We start from the raw sequence: 17,383 nt of genomic DNA on the forward strand, positions 1-17,383 counted from the left end.
CCGGAATTGTTCGGATATCTCGCGTTCCCGAACCGGCCCATCGCCGGACGCACACATCCGTGATAGACCGGAAGTCGTAATTAGTTAGGCATTCGAATTAATTCGCGGCACGGCGACGTGCTCGACAAAGCGAGATAGGGGGTCTGTACATGTGCGGAATCGTCGGCTGGGTCGGCTTCGACCGGGACATCTCACGACAACGCGAGATCGTCGAGGCCATGACCGACACGATGCGATACCGAGGTCCGGACGATGCGGGAACTTACATCGCCGACCACGTCGGGCTGGGTCATCGCCGTCTCGCCATCATCGACCTACCGCTGGGCCGACAGCCGATGACCCTGTCCACTCCGGCAGGCGAACTCGCCATCGTCTACAGCGGTGAGACCTACAATTTCCGCGAGCTGCGCGCCGAGCTCACCGGACTCGGCCACCAGTTCACAACCGAGAGCGACACCGAGGTGGTCTTGCACGGCTACCTCCAGTGGGGGCCTGCCGTCGCCGAACGCCTGAACGGCATGTACGCGTTCGCTGTGTGGGACGCCCGAACCGATCGGCTCGTCATGGTCCGCGATCGCCTCGGTATCAAGCCGTTCTACTACTCGGCGACCGACGACGGCGTCGTGTTCGGGTCCGAACCCAAAGCGCTGCTCGCCAACCCGCTCGTACCCGGCGACGTCGACGCCGACGGCCTCCGCGAACTGTTCGCGATGACCAAGAAGCCCGGATGGTCACTGTGGAAGCACATCCGCGAGGTGGAGCCGGGGACCATCGTCACCGTCGACCGCGGCGGATGCTCCACCCGCACCTACTGGCAGCTTCCAACGCACGCGCACACCGACGATCTGGACACCACCGTCGAGCATGTCAGCGAACTCATGACCGACATCGTGGACCGTCAGCTGATCGCTGACGTCCCCCGCTGTGTCCTGCTGTCCGGCGGCCTGGACTCGAGCGCGCTCACCGGCCTCGCCGCAGCGAAGCTGCACACCGAAGGCGAACGCGTACACAGTTATTCGGTCGACTTCACCGACCAAGAGGCCAACTTCACGCCCGACGGAATGCGCGACACCCCCGACTCGCCGTTCATCCGCGACGTCGCAGGCCGCGTCGAATCAGTACACCGGGACGTCGTACTTGACGCCGCCGAGCTCACCGACCCCGACGTCCGCCGCGCCGTCGTCGCCGCACGCGACATCCCGGCCGGTCTCGGCGACATGGACAACTCACTGCTACTGCTGTTCAAGGCGATCCGGGAGCAGTCGACGGTCGCCCTGTCGGGCGAGTCCGCTGACGAGGTGTTCGGCGGCTACCGCTGGTTCTTCGACGACACGTCGCGCAACGCCGAGACCTTCCCGTGGCTGGCGTTCTCCGGCACCCAGATGGACTCCCGAAGCGCCATGCTGACCTCGCAGGTCCGCGACGTCCTGGATCTGGACCGGTACATCGCCGACGAGTATTCGACGGCCCTCGCCGGAATCCCCGCCGTCGCAGGCGAATCAGACGTCGAGCGACGCATGCGGGTAATCTGCCATCTCCATCTGACCCGGTTCGTGCGCATGCTCCTCGATCGCAAGGACCGCACGTCGATGGCAGTCGGCCTCGAGGTGCGCGTCCCGTTCTGCGACCACCGGCTCGTCGAATACGTGTACAACACGCCGTGGGCGTTCAAGACGTTTGACGGTCGCGAGAAGAGTCTGCTGCGCGCCGCAACCCGAAAAGTCCTCCCCCAGTCGGTGATCGACCGCACGAAGAGCCCCTACCCGTCGACGCAGGACCTCGGGTACACCGAAGCGCTGCAGAACCAGTTGTCCGACATCGTCGGGGACGACAGCGACCTGTTCGGCATCGTCGAACGCGACGCCGTGCGCGCCATGTGTCGCGCCGACGCTGCCAGCGTGTCCGGAGAACTGCGCAACCAGATGGACCGCGTGCTCGACCTCTACCACTGGTTCGACATCTACAAGCCGACGGTCGACGTGGCGTGACGCCGTGCCGCAGGATCGGCCGATTCCCCCTCATTTTCCGGGCTGTGGAGTCGTATCGGGGCAGTTATGCGGGGGGGGCGGTCGCCCGCGCGGGACTGACGCTGACCGGACGCGCTACCTCGTGCGCTAACGTCTGCGCGGATCGCGGCCGCACACGACCAGCGCGACGACGAACAGCAGTTCGAGGACGTTGGCGAACCAGGCGCGGGACAGTGCGACTGACCAGACCGTCTCCGTCGCCCCCTGCCCTCTCTTGGCAGCCTTCGACGGTATGGTCTGGCACCGGTCGTCGAGCCACGCGATCGATCGCGGTGCGGCGAGCGGATGCAGGAGGATGTGTTCGCTGAGTCGGTCGCGGAGATAGGTGACGTCGGCGCCTTTCTCCCGGTATCTGTCCACCTGAGCTGTGACGTCGTCGACGCTGATCACCGGATCGTGCACGGACTGGGTGACCAGGACCGGCATGGCAGGAGCCCGTCCGCCGAGTCGGATGTCGTCGAAGACTGTCTGCAGCCTGGGGTCGGTGAGGATCTCCTGCATCGTCAGATCGGTGAACTCGGAGATCTCGTGACGCGCGAACGCCCCGATCGCCTGCACTGTCGACATGCCGGCTGCTCGCTCGAGTTCGTCCTTGCCGCGGTCAGTGCCATGCACCTCGATCAACATACGCACTTCGGGATAATTGCGGGTGAGCGCGGCGATCACGAGTACCGGAAGGCCGGCGAAGACGGTTCCGTTGAGCCGACGGAACGTCTCGCCGGGGTCGCCGACCGGCGATCCCAAGACGGCACCGACCACGTTGAGCTCCGGGGCGTACTCGGCCGCCACCTCGGCCGCCCACGATGATGCGAGACCGCCACCGGAGTATCCCCACAGCCCGACCGGAATCGCGTCGTCGATGTCGTCTTCATTGTTCAGAACTGCTCGGACACCGTCGAGAATGTGGTACCCGGGCTCCCTGGCGACTCCCCAATTTCCCTGCAACCCTTCATGGTCGGGGATCGACACGGTCCAGCCGCGGCGTACGGCAGCGGCGACGAGCAGATACTCCAGGCGTGGCACCGAAACGGCGAAGCGGCTGCCCCGCTGGAGTTCGTACGACGGGAACTGAGAGCTGTCGATCGCGTCGATCGCGCACTGGTACGACAGGACGCGAGTCGAGGGGGTGCGGCCCTTGCCTCGCACTACGGTGGTGACGGCGACTGTCGGCTCGCCGTTCATCGTTGTCGAGTGATACAGCAGCTGTGTCGCGTCGACTGGTTGGGGAACGACGCTGAGGAACCCGATCTCGACGGGTCGAGTCCTGATGATCGTGCCCGGTACGTCAGGCTCGAACTCGGTCGGCAACGCGTAGAACGGGTCGTCCGCAGGGATCAGCGGTACCTGACGCTTCGGCATGTGAACTCCCCAGTCAGATACGCGTTAAGCGCCCGGCATGAACGCAGTGGACGTTCGTCGAGTGTAGGTCACATGGCCGGTTGATCAGCTTTCACCGACCCATACATTCGGCACTAACCATTCGGGGATGCCCGGCCTGTACCGTCTCGGGCTGCTGCGACGCGGAGATCGTGGAACGGTGACGACCGCGACCTAACTCCCGGCAGGGCGGCCGTCGCACGAGGCGAACTAGAGCCGTCGTCGCGATCACATGGAACACGCTCGAGGATCTCCGATAAGAACTATCGATCGAATCTGGCTACCAGACACGACGACGGCCTCCAGAATCTCGCTCCGATGCCGTCACAGACGCCACCAGGTCCGACGAGGAAATGTGTTCGTCAAAGCAGACAATGAAAAGCGCCAGGGATCGTAATGAAGATTATATGTCCGCATACTTGCTCGCTAATTTCGTTCGATTACGACCGCGTTTCCATTCGCAGTAACGGCGAACAGGAAGGGAAGGTACACAGTCCCTCCCCCATTGGTCGCAGTCTCAGGATCTAACGTCAGGTAGTCGAAATCGACTCCGATTACGGCATTACAACCCAGCGCGTATGCGGCCTCTTTTAGTTCCGCTAGCGCCTTCCGCCTGATGCTCGCGAGGGCCAACAATAATTCTTCGCCGACGTCCCCATTCACCCCACCCATCCAGCCGTGCGTGGGACGATCCATAGAAAGAGCGTCATCGCCTGATATGTACCCCGAGTATTTTGTGATCGTGTAGCCGTCGAAATTGAACCCGGATGTGATGAGCATGCCCGCCAGCGCCTGCTGTTTCACCGCATCGGCCCTGCGGGCTACCTCCTCCTCCTGGGCGCGTCGGAGCTGATCCTGCTCGGACCTCTCACGCTCGGCCGTTAGGGCCAATCTAAAACCGTTGACCAGCTCGTCTGCGTTCGCGTTGTCGTCGACACTGAGGCCCGTCATGCCTGAACGGTACTGATGACCCGAGGACCTCAGCCACGTGTCGAAGACTCCGAGCTCCAGGCCGTAGTGCCTAGCGATATCTTTGGTCTTCATGGCTGCTCCCTATGTGAGGTATTTCATCGCTTCACTGTTCGTCGGGTCGATGTCCAATATCAAGCCCGCATACCTTCGACTGTTCACTGGATCGTCCTCGCACTTCCGAAGAAGTTGCTGAACATCAGAAAGAAGATTGATCACGGTGTTACTCGGAACAGACCTGTCAGGAAGTGGAGAGAACGGAGAATGGCAGTACACGCACGTGACGTACCGACCTTCATCCCTGAACTCCCGGCTTCCACATCGGGTGCATTCAATAGTCTTCATATTTCACGACCTCCCGCGCCAAGCCGTTAAGTCACCGGTTTGACGAACTGACGTGCCACCACAGCGACTCCGACGAGCGGGATTCACGCACTGACAACTGCACGAAGTCCATGTGCTCACAGTCTCACGTCATCGCTGTGCATCACCCGCATAAGGTGCGGAACCGTACAACTGGACTACAGTGGACGTGTCCCTGGTATTCGGTGACTATCGCCCGGCTGATGCCGAGGACCCGATCTCGACCGACCCCGGAGACGGTGCTCTGTCACCGTCTCCGAACGACTTACCCCGGTTGCACGGCCGTCTCCGCCGGGCGTCCGCGTACCAGCAGCAGGTTGCCCACGGTGGCGACGAGCCCGATCGCGACGACGATTCCCAGCGCCCCCGCGAATCCGGGAGCTCCGTTGAATGCACTAATCATGCCCTCGCGGACGTAGGTCATTGGCATCAGCGGCCGCATCCAGCTGAGTGCCCCGGGCATGGTCTCGATCATCCAGACTCCGCCGAAGGTAAACAGCTGCAACATGATTCCCGCAAGCGCTGTCAGTGTGCCCACCACGTAGCCGCCGATCGCGAACATGACGGCGATAACCGCGGCGTGCATCAGGGTGGCAGCCGCGACGAGGAGCAGTACCTGACCGAGATGGGCGGGGTCGGGCGACGGGCTGAGGACTCCCCACACGATCGCGGTGCACGCGGCCGCCGCGGCGAGGCTCACCGCGCAGACGAATGCGACGCGACGAAGCCAGGAGCCCAGGCCGACGCGGCGGGGATGACTGATCGCCGCGCGCAGCGGTCGACAACACATGAACACGACCAGTGGGATGAGTGCGGTGATCAGCATGAGCAGCAACGGTGCGCCACCGGGGCCGTTCAGGCGCGCCGCCGCGAGGTTCACCCCGTTAGTCTCGACGGGTGTGGCGAGCAGGTCAGCGAGCGATTGCTGTTGCGCGTCGTCACCCATCGCGGGCACCTCGCGAGCGCCGTCGGTCAGACCGGTCGATAACTCTCCCGCACCGTCGTTCACCTGACGCGCGCCCTTTGCGAGCTCGCCGGCGCCGGTCGCAGCCTGCTGGGTGCCTGCCCTCAGTTCGCCGAGGCCGGTCGCGAGCTCGGTTGCTCCTGTGCTCAGTTCGCCTGAACCAGTCACGAGTTGCTCGACGCCCGAACGGTATTCGGCCTTCGGATCGGTCAACTGACGCGCGAGCTCCCGACTGCCTTCCTTGAGTTGAGTGAGTCCGTCGGCCACTCCAAGGAGCTCGTCGGCGATGCCGCGGATCGACGGATCATTCGGCAGCACACGTTTCAGCGCGGCGAGCTGACCAGTCAATCTTTGGACGTCGACTCCGCCCACCAACTCGTCGATACCGTCGGCCAGTTCTGTGGCGCCGGAGCCGAGTTCGGCGGTGCCCGCACGCAGTTCGGCGAGACCCGAGGAGAGCTGACCGGCGCCGTCGGCCAGCTGGCGCCCTCCACCGGCTGCCTCGGCGGCACCGGGGGCGAGTTCACTACGCAACCCCGTCGCGAGCTCGTCGGCGCCTGCCGCGAGTTCACCGGTGCCGTCGTGGAGCTGTCCGGAACCAGTCGCGGCCTCCTTGATCCCGGTTCCCAATTCGTCGACGCCTTCAAGGACCGTCTTCACGCTCTGTCCAGCAGTGCCAGATACCACTTCAGCGCGTATCGCAGACATCACGCTGTCGCCGATGCTCGACGCCAACAAAGTGTTGTTGTCGTTGTAGGTGACGGTGATCATGGCCGGAGCCTTCGTCGTCGCGCCGATGCCCGACAGCGTCTTGCTGAAGTTGGGCGGGATACTGACGATGAAGTAGTAGTCGCCCGCCGATAGGCCGGCTGCGGCGGCGGACGAGTCGACCGGGTCGAACGCAAGTGCCCCGGAGTCGAGGAGCGTCTGCGTGATCTCGTCGCCTGCGGCGAGTCGGTCCGCACCGCTGCCGGCCGGCCGGTCATTGTTGACCAGGGCCACCGGCAGCCGGTCGATGGTCTCCGTCGGGTCCCACATGGCCCACATGTAGACGGCCGCGGCAGCAAGCGGGATCGTGACGATCACCGCGATGAGCGCCCGCCAGACACGGCTGTCGTGCCACAGACGTTTGCTCGTCGGCCCTGCCGACTCTGCCTCGATCGGCGGATCCGGCAATGGTTGATCGTTCGTCACCCATGCTCCCAAGTTGATCGTTTGATCAAGAACTGTCTTGAGGCACTGTATACAGATGGCGGGCCGCTCCATCTGGCGATTCGCGAAACCGTTTATCCTGAGTCGCCTGCCACCGTGCGCGAGTAGCTGATCGAGAGCGTTGAGACGGCGGCCATCGATCGGGCGACAGCAAACTGCGCACCCGCGGATGTCCTTACGGCGGAGCGGCGCTCGGAACACCTCACGGAATTGCACCGTCGACTTCGTCCCGGGCCGTTGAAGTCCGTCCGGCCCGCGCTCGGTCAGTTGTGGAATACCGATTGCGTCTGTTGGTACGCGGCGAGACCTTCTGGCCCGAGCTCCCGGCCGACACCACTGTCTTTGACACCGCCGAACGGCGAGTTCCAGTCCAGACTGAACCCGTTGATACCGACCGATCCCGAGTCCATTCGATCGGCGATCGCGTCGGCGTGCGCGACATCCGCCGACCACACTGTGCCGCCGAGTCCATATGCCGAGTCGTTCGCGATGGCGATCGCATCGTCCTCGCCGTCGTACGCGAGCAGCACCACCACGGGACCGAAGATCTCCTCTCGCGCGATCTCGCTGTCTGGTGTGACATCGCCGAATACTGTCGGTTCGACGAAAAACCCGCGGTCCTGACTGTCGGGCGTCCCGCCACCGGTCAGCACTCGGGCACCGCCACTGCGGCCCAAGTCGATATAAGACAGCACCCGTTCTCGTTGCTTGTCACTGGCGAGTGGGCCGATCACGGTGGACGGATCCATCGGATCACCGACCGGCAGGCTCGCGGCCATGCTCGCAATCGCTTCGCTGAACTCGTCGTATCTCCCGGACGGAAGCAGAATTCGGGTCGAGGCGTAGCAGGTCTGCCCGCAATTGATGAACGACGCCGCAGCCAAGCCCTGCACGGTCGCGTCGACGTCGGCATCGTCGAGTACTACGGCGGCCGACTTGCCACCTAGCTCCAGGGTCACCGGGCGGATCAGCTCCCCGCACTGTTTTCCGATCTCGCGGCCGGCCCGGGTGGACCCGGTGAACGCCACTTTTGCGACACCAGGATGGGAAACGAGGTATCGGCCGAGTTCGGCGTCCCCCGGCACTACGCTCAGCAGCCCTGCCGGAAGTCCTGCCTCTACAGACGCTTCCGCCAAGACGTACGAGTCCAGACTGGTCTCGGGCGATGGTTTGAGCACCACCGCGCAGCCCGCCGCGAGCGCCGGAGCAATCTTGAACATGGACAGGATTGCCGGGAAATTCCAGGGCGCGATGGCCGCGACCACGCCGACGGGTTTGCGGGTGATTCTGGTGACACCGGGGAAGGGCTGGCTCTGCCGCACTTCCTGGTCGGCGGCACCACTGGCGACTAGATCGGCGTAATAGCGGAGCAGTTGGACGGGCGCGACGCCCTCAGCGAACCGCGCCAGCTCAATTGCCATGCCGTTCTCCTGGGAGACCAATTGGGCTCGCTCCTCGGCACGGTTCTCCAGTGTCTCGGCGAATCTGTGGAGCGTTGCGGCGCGTTCTGCGGCAGGAGTGTCCCGCCACGAGGCGAACGCCGACTGCGCCGCGGCTACGGCAGTGTCAACGTCGCGCTCGGACGCGGCAGGCAAGGATCCGAAGACTTCTTCGGTGAAGGGGTTGACCCAACTGATATTCGCTGCCGATGTCGGCTGCTGCCACTGTCCGCCAATGAACAGGGAGTCACGTTTTCTCACGATGCCACTCATGGTCGTCCTCAGGTCTAAAAGTGCAGGCTAACTGCCCACACTGGGAGTTTGATCGCTGCTTGCAATGGCGCCGTGGATGCCAAGCGCCGCAAGGCGATTATAGAAATTTGACCGACTCATCCCGAGTTCTCGGGCAGCCTGTGATTTGTTTCCTTCGGCTTCCCGGAGGGCGCGAATGATCTCATCACGTTCCGCTTCGTGCATCCGCTGATCACGGGGAGCAAGGATGCGTATCTGACGAGATCTTGCTCGGTACTCGTCTGGTAGGTCGGCCGCGGCGATATCGCCGGCAGATCGTTTACCGGCGACTATTTCTAACGCCCGCCGCAGTTCCCGAATATTGCCGGGCCACGGCTGCCTCGTCAGTATTTCGATGGCTTCACGGGTCAGCCGGACCGAGTCACTCTGCCGGACTTCTGCCAGAATTGCGTTCGCGATGCGCCCGATCTCGTCGCGGCGCATCCGCAACGGTGTCAACTCGTAACGGTGGTCGAACAATTCGACGAGTGGACCTGCGATCCCGTCGCCGTACTGACTGATCAGATCTGGTGTCGCCGTCGCGACAACCTGCCTCGGCCAACCACTGTTGGTCGCGGCCAGTGCACGGGTTATCAAACGCAATTGCGACTCGCCCAACAAGTCGATGTCTTCGAGCAAGATCGGCCGTCGGTCCGTCCGCAGATCGGCGATCACCCGCCGGATCCACAGGTTGCCACCCAGCGCGGTCGCGTCGACCGCGTTGTGGACGACGTAGTCGGTCCCGTCGAGCAGACTCAAGGCCATCCTACTTTTGCCTGTGCCTAGCTCTCCGAAGATCAGAACCGTATCGCCAGTGTTCTCGAAGACTCGGGTGTCGCCTTCGACGAAGCGCCGGAGGTCGGACTCAACCGCGCCGCGCACCATGTCCCGCAACAAGCGGAGATACGACATCGGCACGTCATCGGCGGAGCAGATTTGTACCAGGCCACGGCTATTGCCGAGGCTGATCGGCGCGGCTGAGCACGACATTCCTTTGAGAGCGTTGAGGTAGTGGTCCGGTCCGCGTGTGTCGACGGCCAGCTTGTAGCGATGCGACAAGCCGACGCCCGTCGTTCCGAAGAGTTCCTCGGAGCAGACCACCCCTGGCACGATGCCCAGACTCTCGAAGGTTTCCCGCATCGCGGAATTGGTGAACGAAGTCGCGAGCATACGGCAGCGACTGTCGGCAACGGAGAGTGCTACCGACACACTTTCATCGAGTTCGGTCAGCCCATCCAGGGCCGAGCGCGATCGGCTGACCAACTCGGCGCCCGGGTCGAAATCACCCGGTATCTGGATAGTCGGCGAGGCGTCGTCTACAGCGAGTGTTGTTGCACAGCGACCCCAGGAATCCTCGATGATGCGTTGCAGGGAATCGTCTCTCCGCCCCTTTTCCACCACCACAAACCTCTTTTCTCTAGAGGTACTTCTGCGTTTCCACGCCGAACATCTTGATGTCCGAATCATCGGCCCACAAACCTAGATCGCCGACTCCCTCTGTGAACTCTGGCGAACTCAGCATTTCTACGAACGCCTTTTCGCTGTCGAACGTTAGGGCCGCGATCCCGATATATTCATTAGACCCTCCACCGGGGACACCGGTAGAGCGGTATTGAGTGTACGCCTTGAGTCCTGGAAGCCGGAGTCCGACTTCCGCGTGCTCGTTAGCCCAGTGCCGCAACGCTTCCGCGCGATCGACTCCCTGCTTGTCGGTCAAAACGACGAACACCTCGTACATGATACTCCTCAGCCTTTGTATAATTCTTCGTTTTCGATGGTCGCTGCTTGACTGTCAGCGGACGCCAAATCCGGCGTCCACCGGAAGGAGAATTCCGGTGACATATTTAGCGGCAGGTGAAGCCAGCCAAGCGACTGCTTCCGAGACGTCTTCCGGCTGCATTATCTCGACGTCCAGAAGGTTGCTCAATGCGCCGGCGTTAGAGGCATCTCCGGTGATCCAGGCAGCGACCGCGTCATTGTTGATGAAGGTGGTGTCCACACCGGTCGGCTGGATGACATTGACTCTGATATTGTGCTTGGCGAGCCAATTGGCGTAGGCGCGCATGAGACCGACAACGCCGTGCTTGCTCGAACAATATCCTTCCATCGCTGCAGATCCATCGGCTCCGCGGCCGCTGGTTCCTTGCGTTGAACTGGTCATCAGGATCGATCCGCCGTCGCCCTGCTCGATCATCTTGTCGACGGCCACATGAACGGTGTTTCGTACACCGAGAAGGTTGACCCGGATTGTCTCCATGAAGATTGCGACAGGATCTTTTTCTTCGCCGATGGCGACCGCATAAACACCGGCATTCGCCATAATGATGTCGACCCGGCCGAGTTTATCGTAACCATCGTCGAAGGCAGCCTTAAGCTGATCGAAATTACCGACATCAGCCTTGTTGAAAACAATCTTGCGGCCCTGCTCCTCGACCAGTCGAATGGTCTCGGCGCGATCCTCGTCGTTCGACTGCGGGTAGTTGACAAGGTCTAGTGGGCCGAGGACGTCGACCGCGATAATGTCTGCGCCTTCTGCGGCTAGTCGGACAGCGTGACTACGTCCCTGCCCGCGTCCCGCGCCGGTGATGAAGGCGACCTTTCCGTCTAGTGAACCCATTGTGTGCATTCCTTTCGCCCTGAACCCCGACGCTCTGCCGGTTTGTATGATGTGCCCCTCATTGGCGCCAATTGAGTGTCACACGACACTTCGGCGCTGAACTGTCCTGATTTGTGGACAGCTCGGTAAGGCAACGGGTTCATGGGGCGTACGGCGCGATCGATGGGGTCAGTCTCGCCACCGATATCGCCTCTGCCCAGGCGGACTGACAATCTCGCACATCTGCACTCGACCTAGCCTTGGACGACCTCGCGATCACATGGAGGCGCGGCACCGAGTGAGCATCCGCGCACTCGAGAAGGTCGGTTCGATTCATCGAGATGCGCGAGCATAAGAGCGTCACCTGCGTCTACTCTCAGCCTCGTACGCGCAACTGCCCCAACGGATGTATGTTCCGCGCTTGCTAGGAGCGTTGTGGATGCCGCATGATCTGCCGCGGTAGCGGACGGCCGGGCCGGGACATCCGGGGCAGAGCCAGGTCAGGACTTGGGGCTAGTCGCAAAGGACGGACGCACACAGCGCGCGCACCTCACTCACCGTCGGCGACAACTCGTACGCATGCTGGTGGCAGCATTCACTGAGCCGATTCCAGGCGTAGATCAGGGTCGGCCCGACATCGTCGTGGTCCAAGGATTTGAGAATCGAGATTTTCGACCGTGCTGTGCCTCCGGGACACGGGGCACCTAACTCTTCGCACCGATCGACGATGAGGATCTCGACGGCATGCCGCCCGAGGAAAGCTGCGAGGCGTCCGGAGTTCCCCGATTCCACGCGCGCACGCCCGGACAGCAGTGCGTCGGCGTGAGCGAGCAGTGCGAGAGCGGTCGGGTTCATCGGCGTTCCAGGATGTCGTCGACGGTCGCGCGTAGGTCGTTCACCGCGGCCGTGTCGAGCTCAGCTCCGTTGTGAACTCCTGCGGTGCAGATCTTCATGGTCGCACCGCGATGCGGCCGATAGTGCCCCCAGCCACCGAGGCTCCGTTTCTCGTCCCCGTGCACGGCGAGCGCAACCCGTGGGCCTGTGTTGTTGACTTGCGACCACAGGGATTCGGCCTCCGCATGGCTGCATCCGCTCTTGCCGCTGTCGTCGAAGTACCGTTCGCGCGCGGCTGATTCGATGGCGAGACGGAACAGCCCCGGAGCGGCCTTCGCCTTCACCACCGGGTCCACGCCGTCGTCGACGATGAGCGCGTACGCGTCGTCGATGTACCGGCGCGCCGGCGATCCAGCGCGCTTGGCAATGACACGCGACCCCGGCTCGCGGCTGACTTCGACGAGGTTCGCATCCACCGACAGCCGGCGGATCGCGGCGGGCAGCCGATCGTCGTGCGAAAAGACGATCACTTGGCGTGTCTTCGCCAGATCTTGCAGGACGCTGAGGAATCCGTCGATCTTCGCTGGGTCCATCGCCTGGATCGGATCGTCGAGCACGAGGAACCCGAACGGGCTCGCCGGTACCGTCGCCCGCGGTATGAACAGCGCGAGGGCGAGAGCGTGAAGCTCACCCTGACTCATCACCGAGAGGACTCCAGTGTCTTCGCCGTCAACGGTGCCTTGCACACTCACGCGGCGGCTGGTGTTCCGGCCTTCCAGCGTGATCGAGCCGAGGTCGACGTCGCTCTCCTGCCGCAGGCTCGCCCAGATCTGGCGGGCTTGCTCCGCGATCGGTGCGAGGCGTCGGTCGCGGAGCTTGTTGCCGTGTTCCTTGAGCCAGGCGTTGGCGGCAGCCAGGCGCGCCAACGTCGCGTCGTCCTCCCGCGCCTCCGACTCATCGCGCGTCCATGCCGCGATCTCGGCCGCGACCGGCGTCCACGCGTCTTCGAGTTGTTCGGCGCGCGTGGCTGCGGCCGCTGCTGCCCGCGCTGCCGTGTCGACGACGCCTGGCATCGTCGATTCGAGGTGCGCTGCCCAATCGCCTTCCGTGGCGGGCAGTGCTCGGGCTGTCGCGATGGCCCGAACGTAGTCGTCTACTGCGTCGAGCCCTGTGGCAGTGGGCGGGTCGGCCAGGCCGGCGAGCATGGTCGTGATGTCGCCGCGAGCGACGTGCAGCGCGGTGAGAGCCTGTTGATGCTCGACGAGCTGGGCGTCGGCATCCGTGATGGCCTGGGCGATGTCCGCGCGCCATTCCGGACGCAGCGGTGTCTCGCAGACAGGACAGTCGTCGGAGTCTGCGGCATCTACGTACTGCAGCGCTGTCCGAAGCAGATCTGTGCGCTGTGCGAGGAGTTGGAAGGCGTCCGCCGATCCGGTGACGACGGCGTCGACCGCTGAGCGCATCTCTCCTATCCGTGCGAGGACACTGTCGAGGCTGACGTGGTCGGCCGCGGCAAATCTGCGTAGTGCGGCGATCATCTCGGCTTGTGACGATTGACCGCCTGTCGCCACAGCGGCGACCTGCGCGAGGTCAATGGGTTTGGCTTTCAACAGCTTCACCGCGTCGGCGGCCCGCGCATCGTCGGTAGCCGCGAGTGTCTTCTTCAGTACGCGCAGGCTCGCGTTCGCAGCCTTCCTCTTCTCGCCGAACGCCTTGTGTTCTCGAGCGATCCGCTTCTCGGCGTCGCCGATCTCGTCGAGCCCCAAGATCATGTTGAGCGCGTCGTAGAGCGCTGACTGGCCTTCCTCGAACAGGCCGCCTAGTTCGTCATAGCTGAGAATCGGACGGTAGATCTCGGCGGGTCGATCCCAGCCCAGGTCGGCTACATCCGTCTTGTCGCCACCGTCGACTTTCGCCCACGTCCGTGCGCCGTCAAGCTCCGCGTCGGCAGCCCACGAGACGCCGAGCTGCACGGTGAACGCGGAGTCTGAAGATTTGGCAGCGGGCTGTCCGGAGAAGGCGACCCTGATGCCGGTTGGATGGCCGGCGTGCTTGTTCCGCCACGCTTCCTTCCACAGTCTGCTGCTGCTCTTGCGCTCCCATCGGTAGCTTTGACCGGTCACCGCGAACTCGAGTGCCTCGGCGAAGCTCGACTTGCCCGAGCCGTTACGCCCGCTGACCACCGTCAAACCTGGACGTGGCGGCACGTTCAAGACCGCCTGCGGACCGATGCCGCGGAACCCTTCCACTGTCAACGACCGGACGTATGCCTTCACCGGGTCACCGATCCGCGTTCGATCGGCAGGCCGGTCGACAGTCGCGTCGGCATCGCCGAGGATCGTGGCGAGTTCGTCATCGCTCTTTAGTGCCGCACCCACGAGGTATGCGACGTCGTCGGGCGCATCGGTCTGGATGAGGAGCGTCCAGACCTCCTCCTCGGTCGTGCTCGCTTGCTGACCCGTCGCGCTTGCCTCTGTCACCGATTCAGTCACAGGATCACTGTGGCACGGCCCACTGACAAAACGCGCATGTCGCTCAATCGGCGGACAACGTCAGCGGCTGACCCCGGGCCCGTACCGCTCGACCATGCCGGTCAACCATTCGATGCCGACGGGGTTCGCGGAATGCACCCGCACTATGGCGGGCCAACCGCCGTATTCGGCCAGGTACAGCACGACCGGCCGGGACGTGTCGTCACCGCCCAGGTCGTGATCCAGGCTCAAATCAGTGACGAGAACACCGCTCCGGAGAATCTCAAGGGCTTCCGCGCTCGTGCGCACCACCGTCCAGGTCGTGTCGGGCGGATCGCGGAGATCGTCGACGAACAGCTTCATGGGCGGTGACAGTACGGGGACGGGCGCGGAGCGGCCACTGAATTTCAGACGGTTGCCGACGACGTCCGGGGCCACGACCTAGTTCTCGAAGAGCGCGGCCATCGTGGTCTGTCCGTCGAGGGATTCCCGAATAATGTCGGCGTGGCCGCTGTGATGCGCGGTCTCCCGCAACAAGTGCAGTACCAGCTTCCGGACACTCCACCACGTCAGTTCAGGCTGCCAAGGCGCCCTCGCTTGCGGAATCAACTCGTCGAGGCTGTCGATACCCGCGATGAGACGGTCGAACTCGTCGGCAGACTTCTCGTACTGCTCAAGGCATCCGGCGAGGGTCTCGTCGTCGCGCAAGTCGTAGGCGTCGCCCAGCGCCTCCATATCGAGCTCTGCGTTCTCGTCACGTTCGATGATCTGACTCGTAATGTCCCGCTCGACGCGAGAGACGTGCTTGATCAGACCTCCCACAGTCAGCGCGCTCACCGTGGAAGCGGTCCGGGCCTGCTCGTCGGAGAGCCCGCGCGCTGTGATTTTGAGCAGTGCGCGCTGGTCTCGGAGCAGCGTCAGCAGATCCGTTCGCTCTGCGTCGACATCGAGATCAACAGTAACTGGGGTGTACGTGCCGGCCATGAGGTGCCTTTCGACGGTGCTCTGATTGGTTCCGTCACCCACGTTAATTCGAATTCCGGTCAGTTATTGTCCTCTATGAAATCGGGTGCGAACGTCCTGTCACGGCCGCTCCTCATGCGCCGATAGCGGGTCGGGACCGCCCCGCGGCGCTGAGCGAAGTGAACGAATGGATCGAGATACAGATCTCTGTCCGGCTCGGTGCACTGCGATCGTGTCGACCCGCTTTCACCGCCAAGCTCTCATCGAACTCTCGACAGGCTGCGAGGACTGATATGCCAAACACTGAACCTGCTCAGCGTAGGTATTCCGAAGACCTCGACGACGTCGACCTCTACCCGTCGGTGGTCGCCCCCGTGTGGCTCTCCAGCAAGCGACACAAGCGCGGGCCCTGCGCGGTGATCCCGGACCACGCGCCAGTCGCGTTGGCGAGGCAGGTCGACACCAGCTGCTATGAACGGAGTCTTCCCGCCTGACCGGTCGGCCCCGCTGAGCGCTATCGTTCGGACGTAGCTCGGCCACTCAAGATTGTCTAGTAACAGGCGTCGCAGGCCTCAAAGCGAACGCGCCCGCGACTTCGGCCGCACCGTGCTTGTCAGCGTGGTTCGAGCGAAGGTCCTTCAGCGGACAAGAGTAACCGGCGGGCAGCCGCCCATGCGTACGCTACTGAGAACATCGCAACAACGAGAACGAACCAACCTCCCGGTAGAAACGAGGATAGAATTTCTTCCTTCTCAGAAAACAGCGCGGCTTGCCACGAGTCACTCGCCGGGTGCGGATTGCTCACCGCGAGCATTTCGAAGAGCGACTCCATCGCGCGAGGTGGGGACATAACGAGCGAGGTCATTGTCGCGCAAATAGTAACAACTATCGGCGAGAGGATGACCGTGAGCGCCGGGCGTTTCGATTCGCGCGCCGTGTCTATAACTACGAGAAATAGCCCTAGGGTAAATCCTAATGCGGCACCAAGTGCCGGCAGTGTCACGAATAGTCCTGTGTCATACGCAGCTGGCTCACGAACCACTCGCTCCCCGCTTCCACCTGAATTGATCAGACTTGCGTAGTAGAATGCCACGACCGCAAGGAGGAAACCGCCGGCTGTCCCTGTGCCTGCAGAAGTTCCTAGTCGCGTCAGCCTTCGCATTGCGTCGAGCCTTCGGGAGGATGCAACAAGAAGAAGCCAGGCAATGAATAGCGGTCCGGTCACCGCAAAAGCCAACGATATCCCCGCCACCAGCGCATAGTTAAGAACGAGCTCACGGTTGGGCGACGGGCTTGCCGTAACGACCACGAAAGACGACGGGGCGACGAGCAGAATTCCAATTCCCAGCACTCTCCAGAGCAGCGATTTTGCTGGCCGAGCCGGGCTAACATCATTCTCCCGGCTTCCCGCCGTAGCGTCGAATTCACGCACCTTTCTCGTCCACTCTTTTAAAATCCCAACTGCCATCATCCGAAGCGAAATCGGAAGATCCGACACTCGGAGTCCATTATGTCCTTTTAGTGCCTTAATTCTGAGGTGAGACCAACCCGCGACTACGGAAGGCACGAGAAGGACAGTCCATAGCGCATACACATCAATTTCGGACTTCACCAGACTAGTCGCCAGTCCTAGCCATATGAGACCTGCGAATACGCTCGGAAACCACAGGGCCTGAAGCGACAAGTAGCGTTCGTGCCAAGTTTCGGCACGGACTGCTGATCGCACAATTACAAGTCCCCACCAGGTGAGTCCAATTCCCATCGCGACGACAACAAGAATCCCCACCCACGACGTGGGTGTTGTCGAGCCTGTAGAGGCAATAGATCCTTCGGGGGTCCAGTTTATACGTTCTAGCATTCGAGGTCTTTCAAGTTCC

14 protein-coding genes are annotated in these 17,383 nt (G+C 62.7%); 2 read left to right on the plus strand and 12 right to left on the minus strand.

Annotated elements, in window-relative coordinates; genetic code table 11:
• Positions 1–149: 149 nt before the first annotated feature.
• Positions 150–1,988: an asparagine synthase (glutamine-hydrolyzing) gene (asnB, locus tag MP11Mi_RS06235; RefSeq protein ID WP_420041427.1), complete on the plus strand. Its 1,839-nt coding sequence runs from the start codon at positions 150–152 to the stop codon at positions 1,986–1,988.
• Positions 1,989–2,114: 126 nt separating this feature from the next.
• Here the strand turns inward: asnB and MP11Mi_RS06240 are convergent, their stop codons facing one another.
• The 11 genes from MP11Mi_RS06240 to MP11Mi_RS06290 all read right to left on the minus strand — a co-directional run bounded on the left by MP11Mi_RS06240 (position 2,115) and on the right by MP11Mi_RS06290 (position 15,527).
• Positions 2,115–3,386, minus strand: coding sequence for a lipase family protein (locus tag MP11Mi_RS06240; protein WP_420041428.1), 1,272 nt, complete (start codon positions 3,384–3,386; stop codon positions 2,115–2,117).
• Between the two features lie 444 nt (positions 3,387–3,830).
• Entirely contained in the window at positions 3,831–4,448 is a 618-nt protein-coding gene (locus MP11Mi_RS06245; RefSeq protein WP_420041429.1) for a heavy metal-binding domain-containing protein, read from the minus strand.
• 553 nt (positions 4,449–5,001) lie between these two features.
• Complete coding sequence (locus MP11Mi_RS06250; protein ID WP_420041430.1) at positions 5,002–6,894, minus strand: YhgE/Pip family protein; 1,893 nt, start codon at positions 6,892–6,894, stop codon at positions 5,002–5,004.
• A 281-nt stretch (positions 6,895–7,175) separates the two neighbouring features.
• Positions 7,176–8,624 (minus strand): aldehyde dehydrogenase, encoded by a 1,449-nt coding sequence (locus tag MP11Mi_RS06255; RefSeq protein ID WP_420041431.1) that lies wholly within the window; start codon positions 8,622–8,624, stop codon positions 7,176–7,178.
• Positions 8,625–8,651: 27 nt separating this feature from the next.
• Complete coding sequence (locus MP11Mi_RS06260) at positions 8,652–10,040, minus strand: AAA-type ATPase lid domain-containing protein (RefSeq protein ID WP_420041432.1); 1,389 nt, start codon at positions 10,038–10,040, stop codon at positions 8,652–8,654.
• Between the two features lie 19 nt (positions 10,041–10,059).
• Positions 10,060–10,380, minus strand: coding sequence for an EthD family reductase (locus tag MP11Mi_RS06265; RefSeq protein WP_420041433.1), 321 nt, complete (start codon positions 10,378–10,380; stop codon positions 10,060–10,062).
• A gap of 54 nt (positions 10,381–10,434) precedes the next feature.
• Positions 10,435–11,259: a mycofactocin-coupled SDR family oxidoreductase gene (locus tag MP11Mi_RS06270; RefSeq protein WP_420041434.1), complete on the minus strand. Its 825-nt coding sequence runs from the start codon at positions 11,257–11,259 to the stop codon at positions 10,435–10,437.
• Between the two features lie 492 nt (positions 11,260–11,751).
• Positions 11,752–12,093 (minus strand): hypothetical protein, encoded by a 342-nt coding sequence (locus MP11Mi_RS06275; protein WP_420041435.1) that lies wholly within the window; start codon positions 12,091–12,093, stop codon positions 11,752–11,754.
• Positions 12,090–14,564, minus strand: coding sequence for an AAA family ATPase (locus MP11Mi_RS06280; protein ID WP_420041436.1), 2,475 nt, complete (start codon positions 14,562–14,564; stop codon positions 12,090–12,092). The genes MP11Mi_RS06275 and MP11Mi_RS06280 overlap by 4 nt, the downstream gene beginning before the upstream one ends.
• 60 nt (positions 14,565–14,624) lie before the next feature.
• Complete coding sequence (locus MP11Mi_RS06285) at positions 14,625–14,906, minus strand: cyclic-phosphate processing receiver domain-containing protein (protein WP_420041437.1); 282 nt, start codon at positions 14,904–14,906, stop codon at positions 14,625–14,627.
• 78 nt (positions 14,907–14,984) lie between these two features.
• The gene (locus tag MP11Mi_RS06290; RefSeq protein WP_420041438.1) at positions 14,985–15,527 is read right to left on the minus strand and encodes a DinB family protein; all 543 of its coding nucleotides are present in this window, start codon (positions 15,525–15,527) and stop codon (positions 14,985–14,987) included.
• A 272-nt stretch (positions 15,528–15,799) separates the two neighbouring features.
• Here MP11Mi_RS06290 and MP11Mi_RS06295 point away from each other — a divergent pair, with 272 nt between their 5' ends.
• The gene (locus tag MP11Mi_RS06295; protein ID WP_420041439.1) at positions 15,800–16,000 is read left to right on the plus strand and encodes a hypothetical protein; all 201 of its coding nucleotides are present in this window, start codon (positions 15,800–15,802) and stop codon (positions 15,998–16,000) included.
• A 119-nt stretch (positions 16,001–16,119) separates the two neighbouring features.
• On the opposite strand, the gene MP11Mi_RS06300 is transcribed toward MP11Mi_RS06295, so the two are convergent.
• Complete coding sequence (locus MP11Mi_RS06300) at positions 16,120–17,004, minus strand: hypothetical protein (RefSeq protein ID WP_420041440.1); 885 nt, start codon at positions 17,002–17,004, stop codon at positions 16,120–16,122.
• Between the last annotated feature and the right edge of the window lie 379 nt (positions 17,005–17,383).

The sequence above is a fragment of the Gordonia abscondita genome, assembly GCF_032711245.1.
GTDB lineage: Bacteria > Actinomycetota > Actinomycetes > Mycobacteriales > Mycobacteriaceae > Gordonia.

Coding starts and splice junctions, on each gene's coding strand:
- asnB (WP_420041427.1), top strand. CDS start 150: ATGTGCGGAATCGTCGGCTGGGTCGGCTTCGACCGGGACATCTCACGA.
- MP11Mi_RS06240 (WP_420041428.1), bottom strand. CDS start 3,386: ATGCCGAAGCGTCAGGTACCGCTGATCCCTGCGGACGACCCGTTCTAC.
- MP11Mi_RS06245 (WP_420041429.1), bottom strand. CDS start 4,448: ATGAAGACCAAAGATATCGCTAGGCACTACGGCCTGGAGCTCGGAGTC.
- MP11Mi_RS06255 (WP_420041431.1), bottom strand. CDS start 8,624: ATGAGTGGCATCGTGAGAAAACGTGACTCCCTGTTCATTGGCGGACAG.
- MP11Mi_RS06265 (WP_420041433.1), bottom strand. CDS start 10,380: ATGTACGAGGTGTTCGTCGTTTTGACCGACAAGCAGGGAGTCGATCGC.
- MP11Mi_RS06270 (WP_420041434.1), bottom strand. CDS start 11,259: ATGGGTTCACTAGACGGAAAGGTCGCCTTCATCACCGGCGCGGGACGC.
- MP11Mi_RS06275 (WP_420041435.1), bottom strand. CDS start 12,093: ATGAACCCGACCGCTCTCGCACTGCTCGCTCACGCCGACGCACTGCTG.
- MP11Mi_RS06285 (WP_420041437.1), bottom strand. CDS start 14,906: ATGAAGCTGTTCGTCGACGATCTCCGCGATCCGCCCGACACGACCTGG.
- MP11Mi_RS06290 (WP_420041438.1), bottom strand. CDS start 15,527: ATGGCCGGCACGTACACCCCAGTTACTGTTGATCTCGATGTCGACGCA.
- MP11Mi_RS06295 (WP_420041439.1), top strand. CDS start 15,800: ATGCCAAACACTGAACCTGCTCAGCGTAGGTATTCCGAAGACCTCGAC.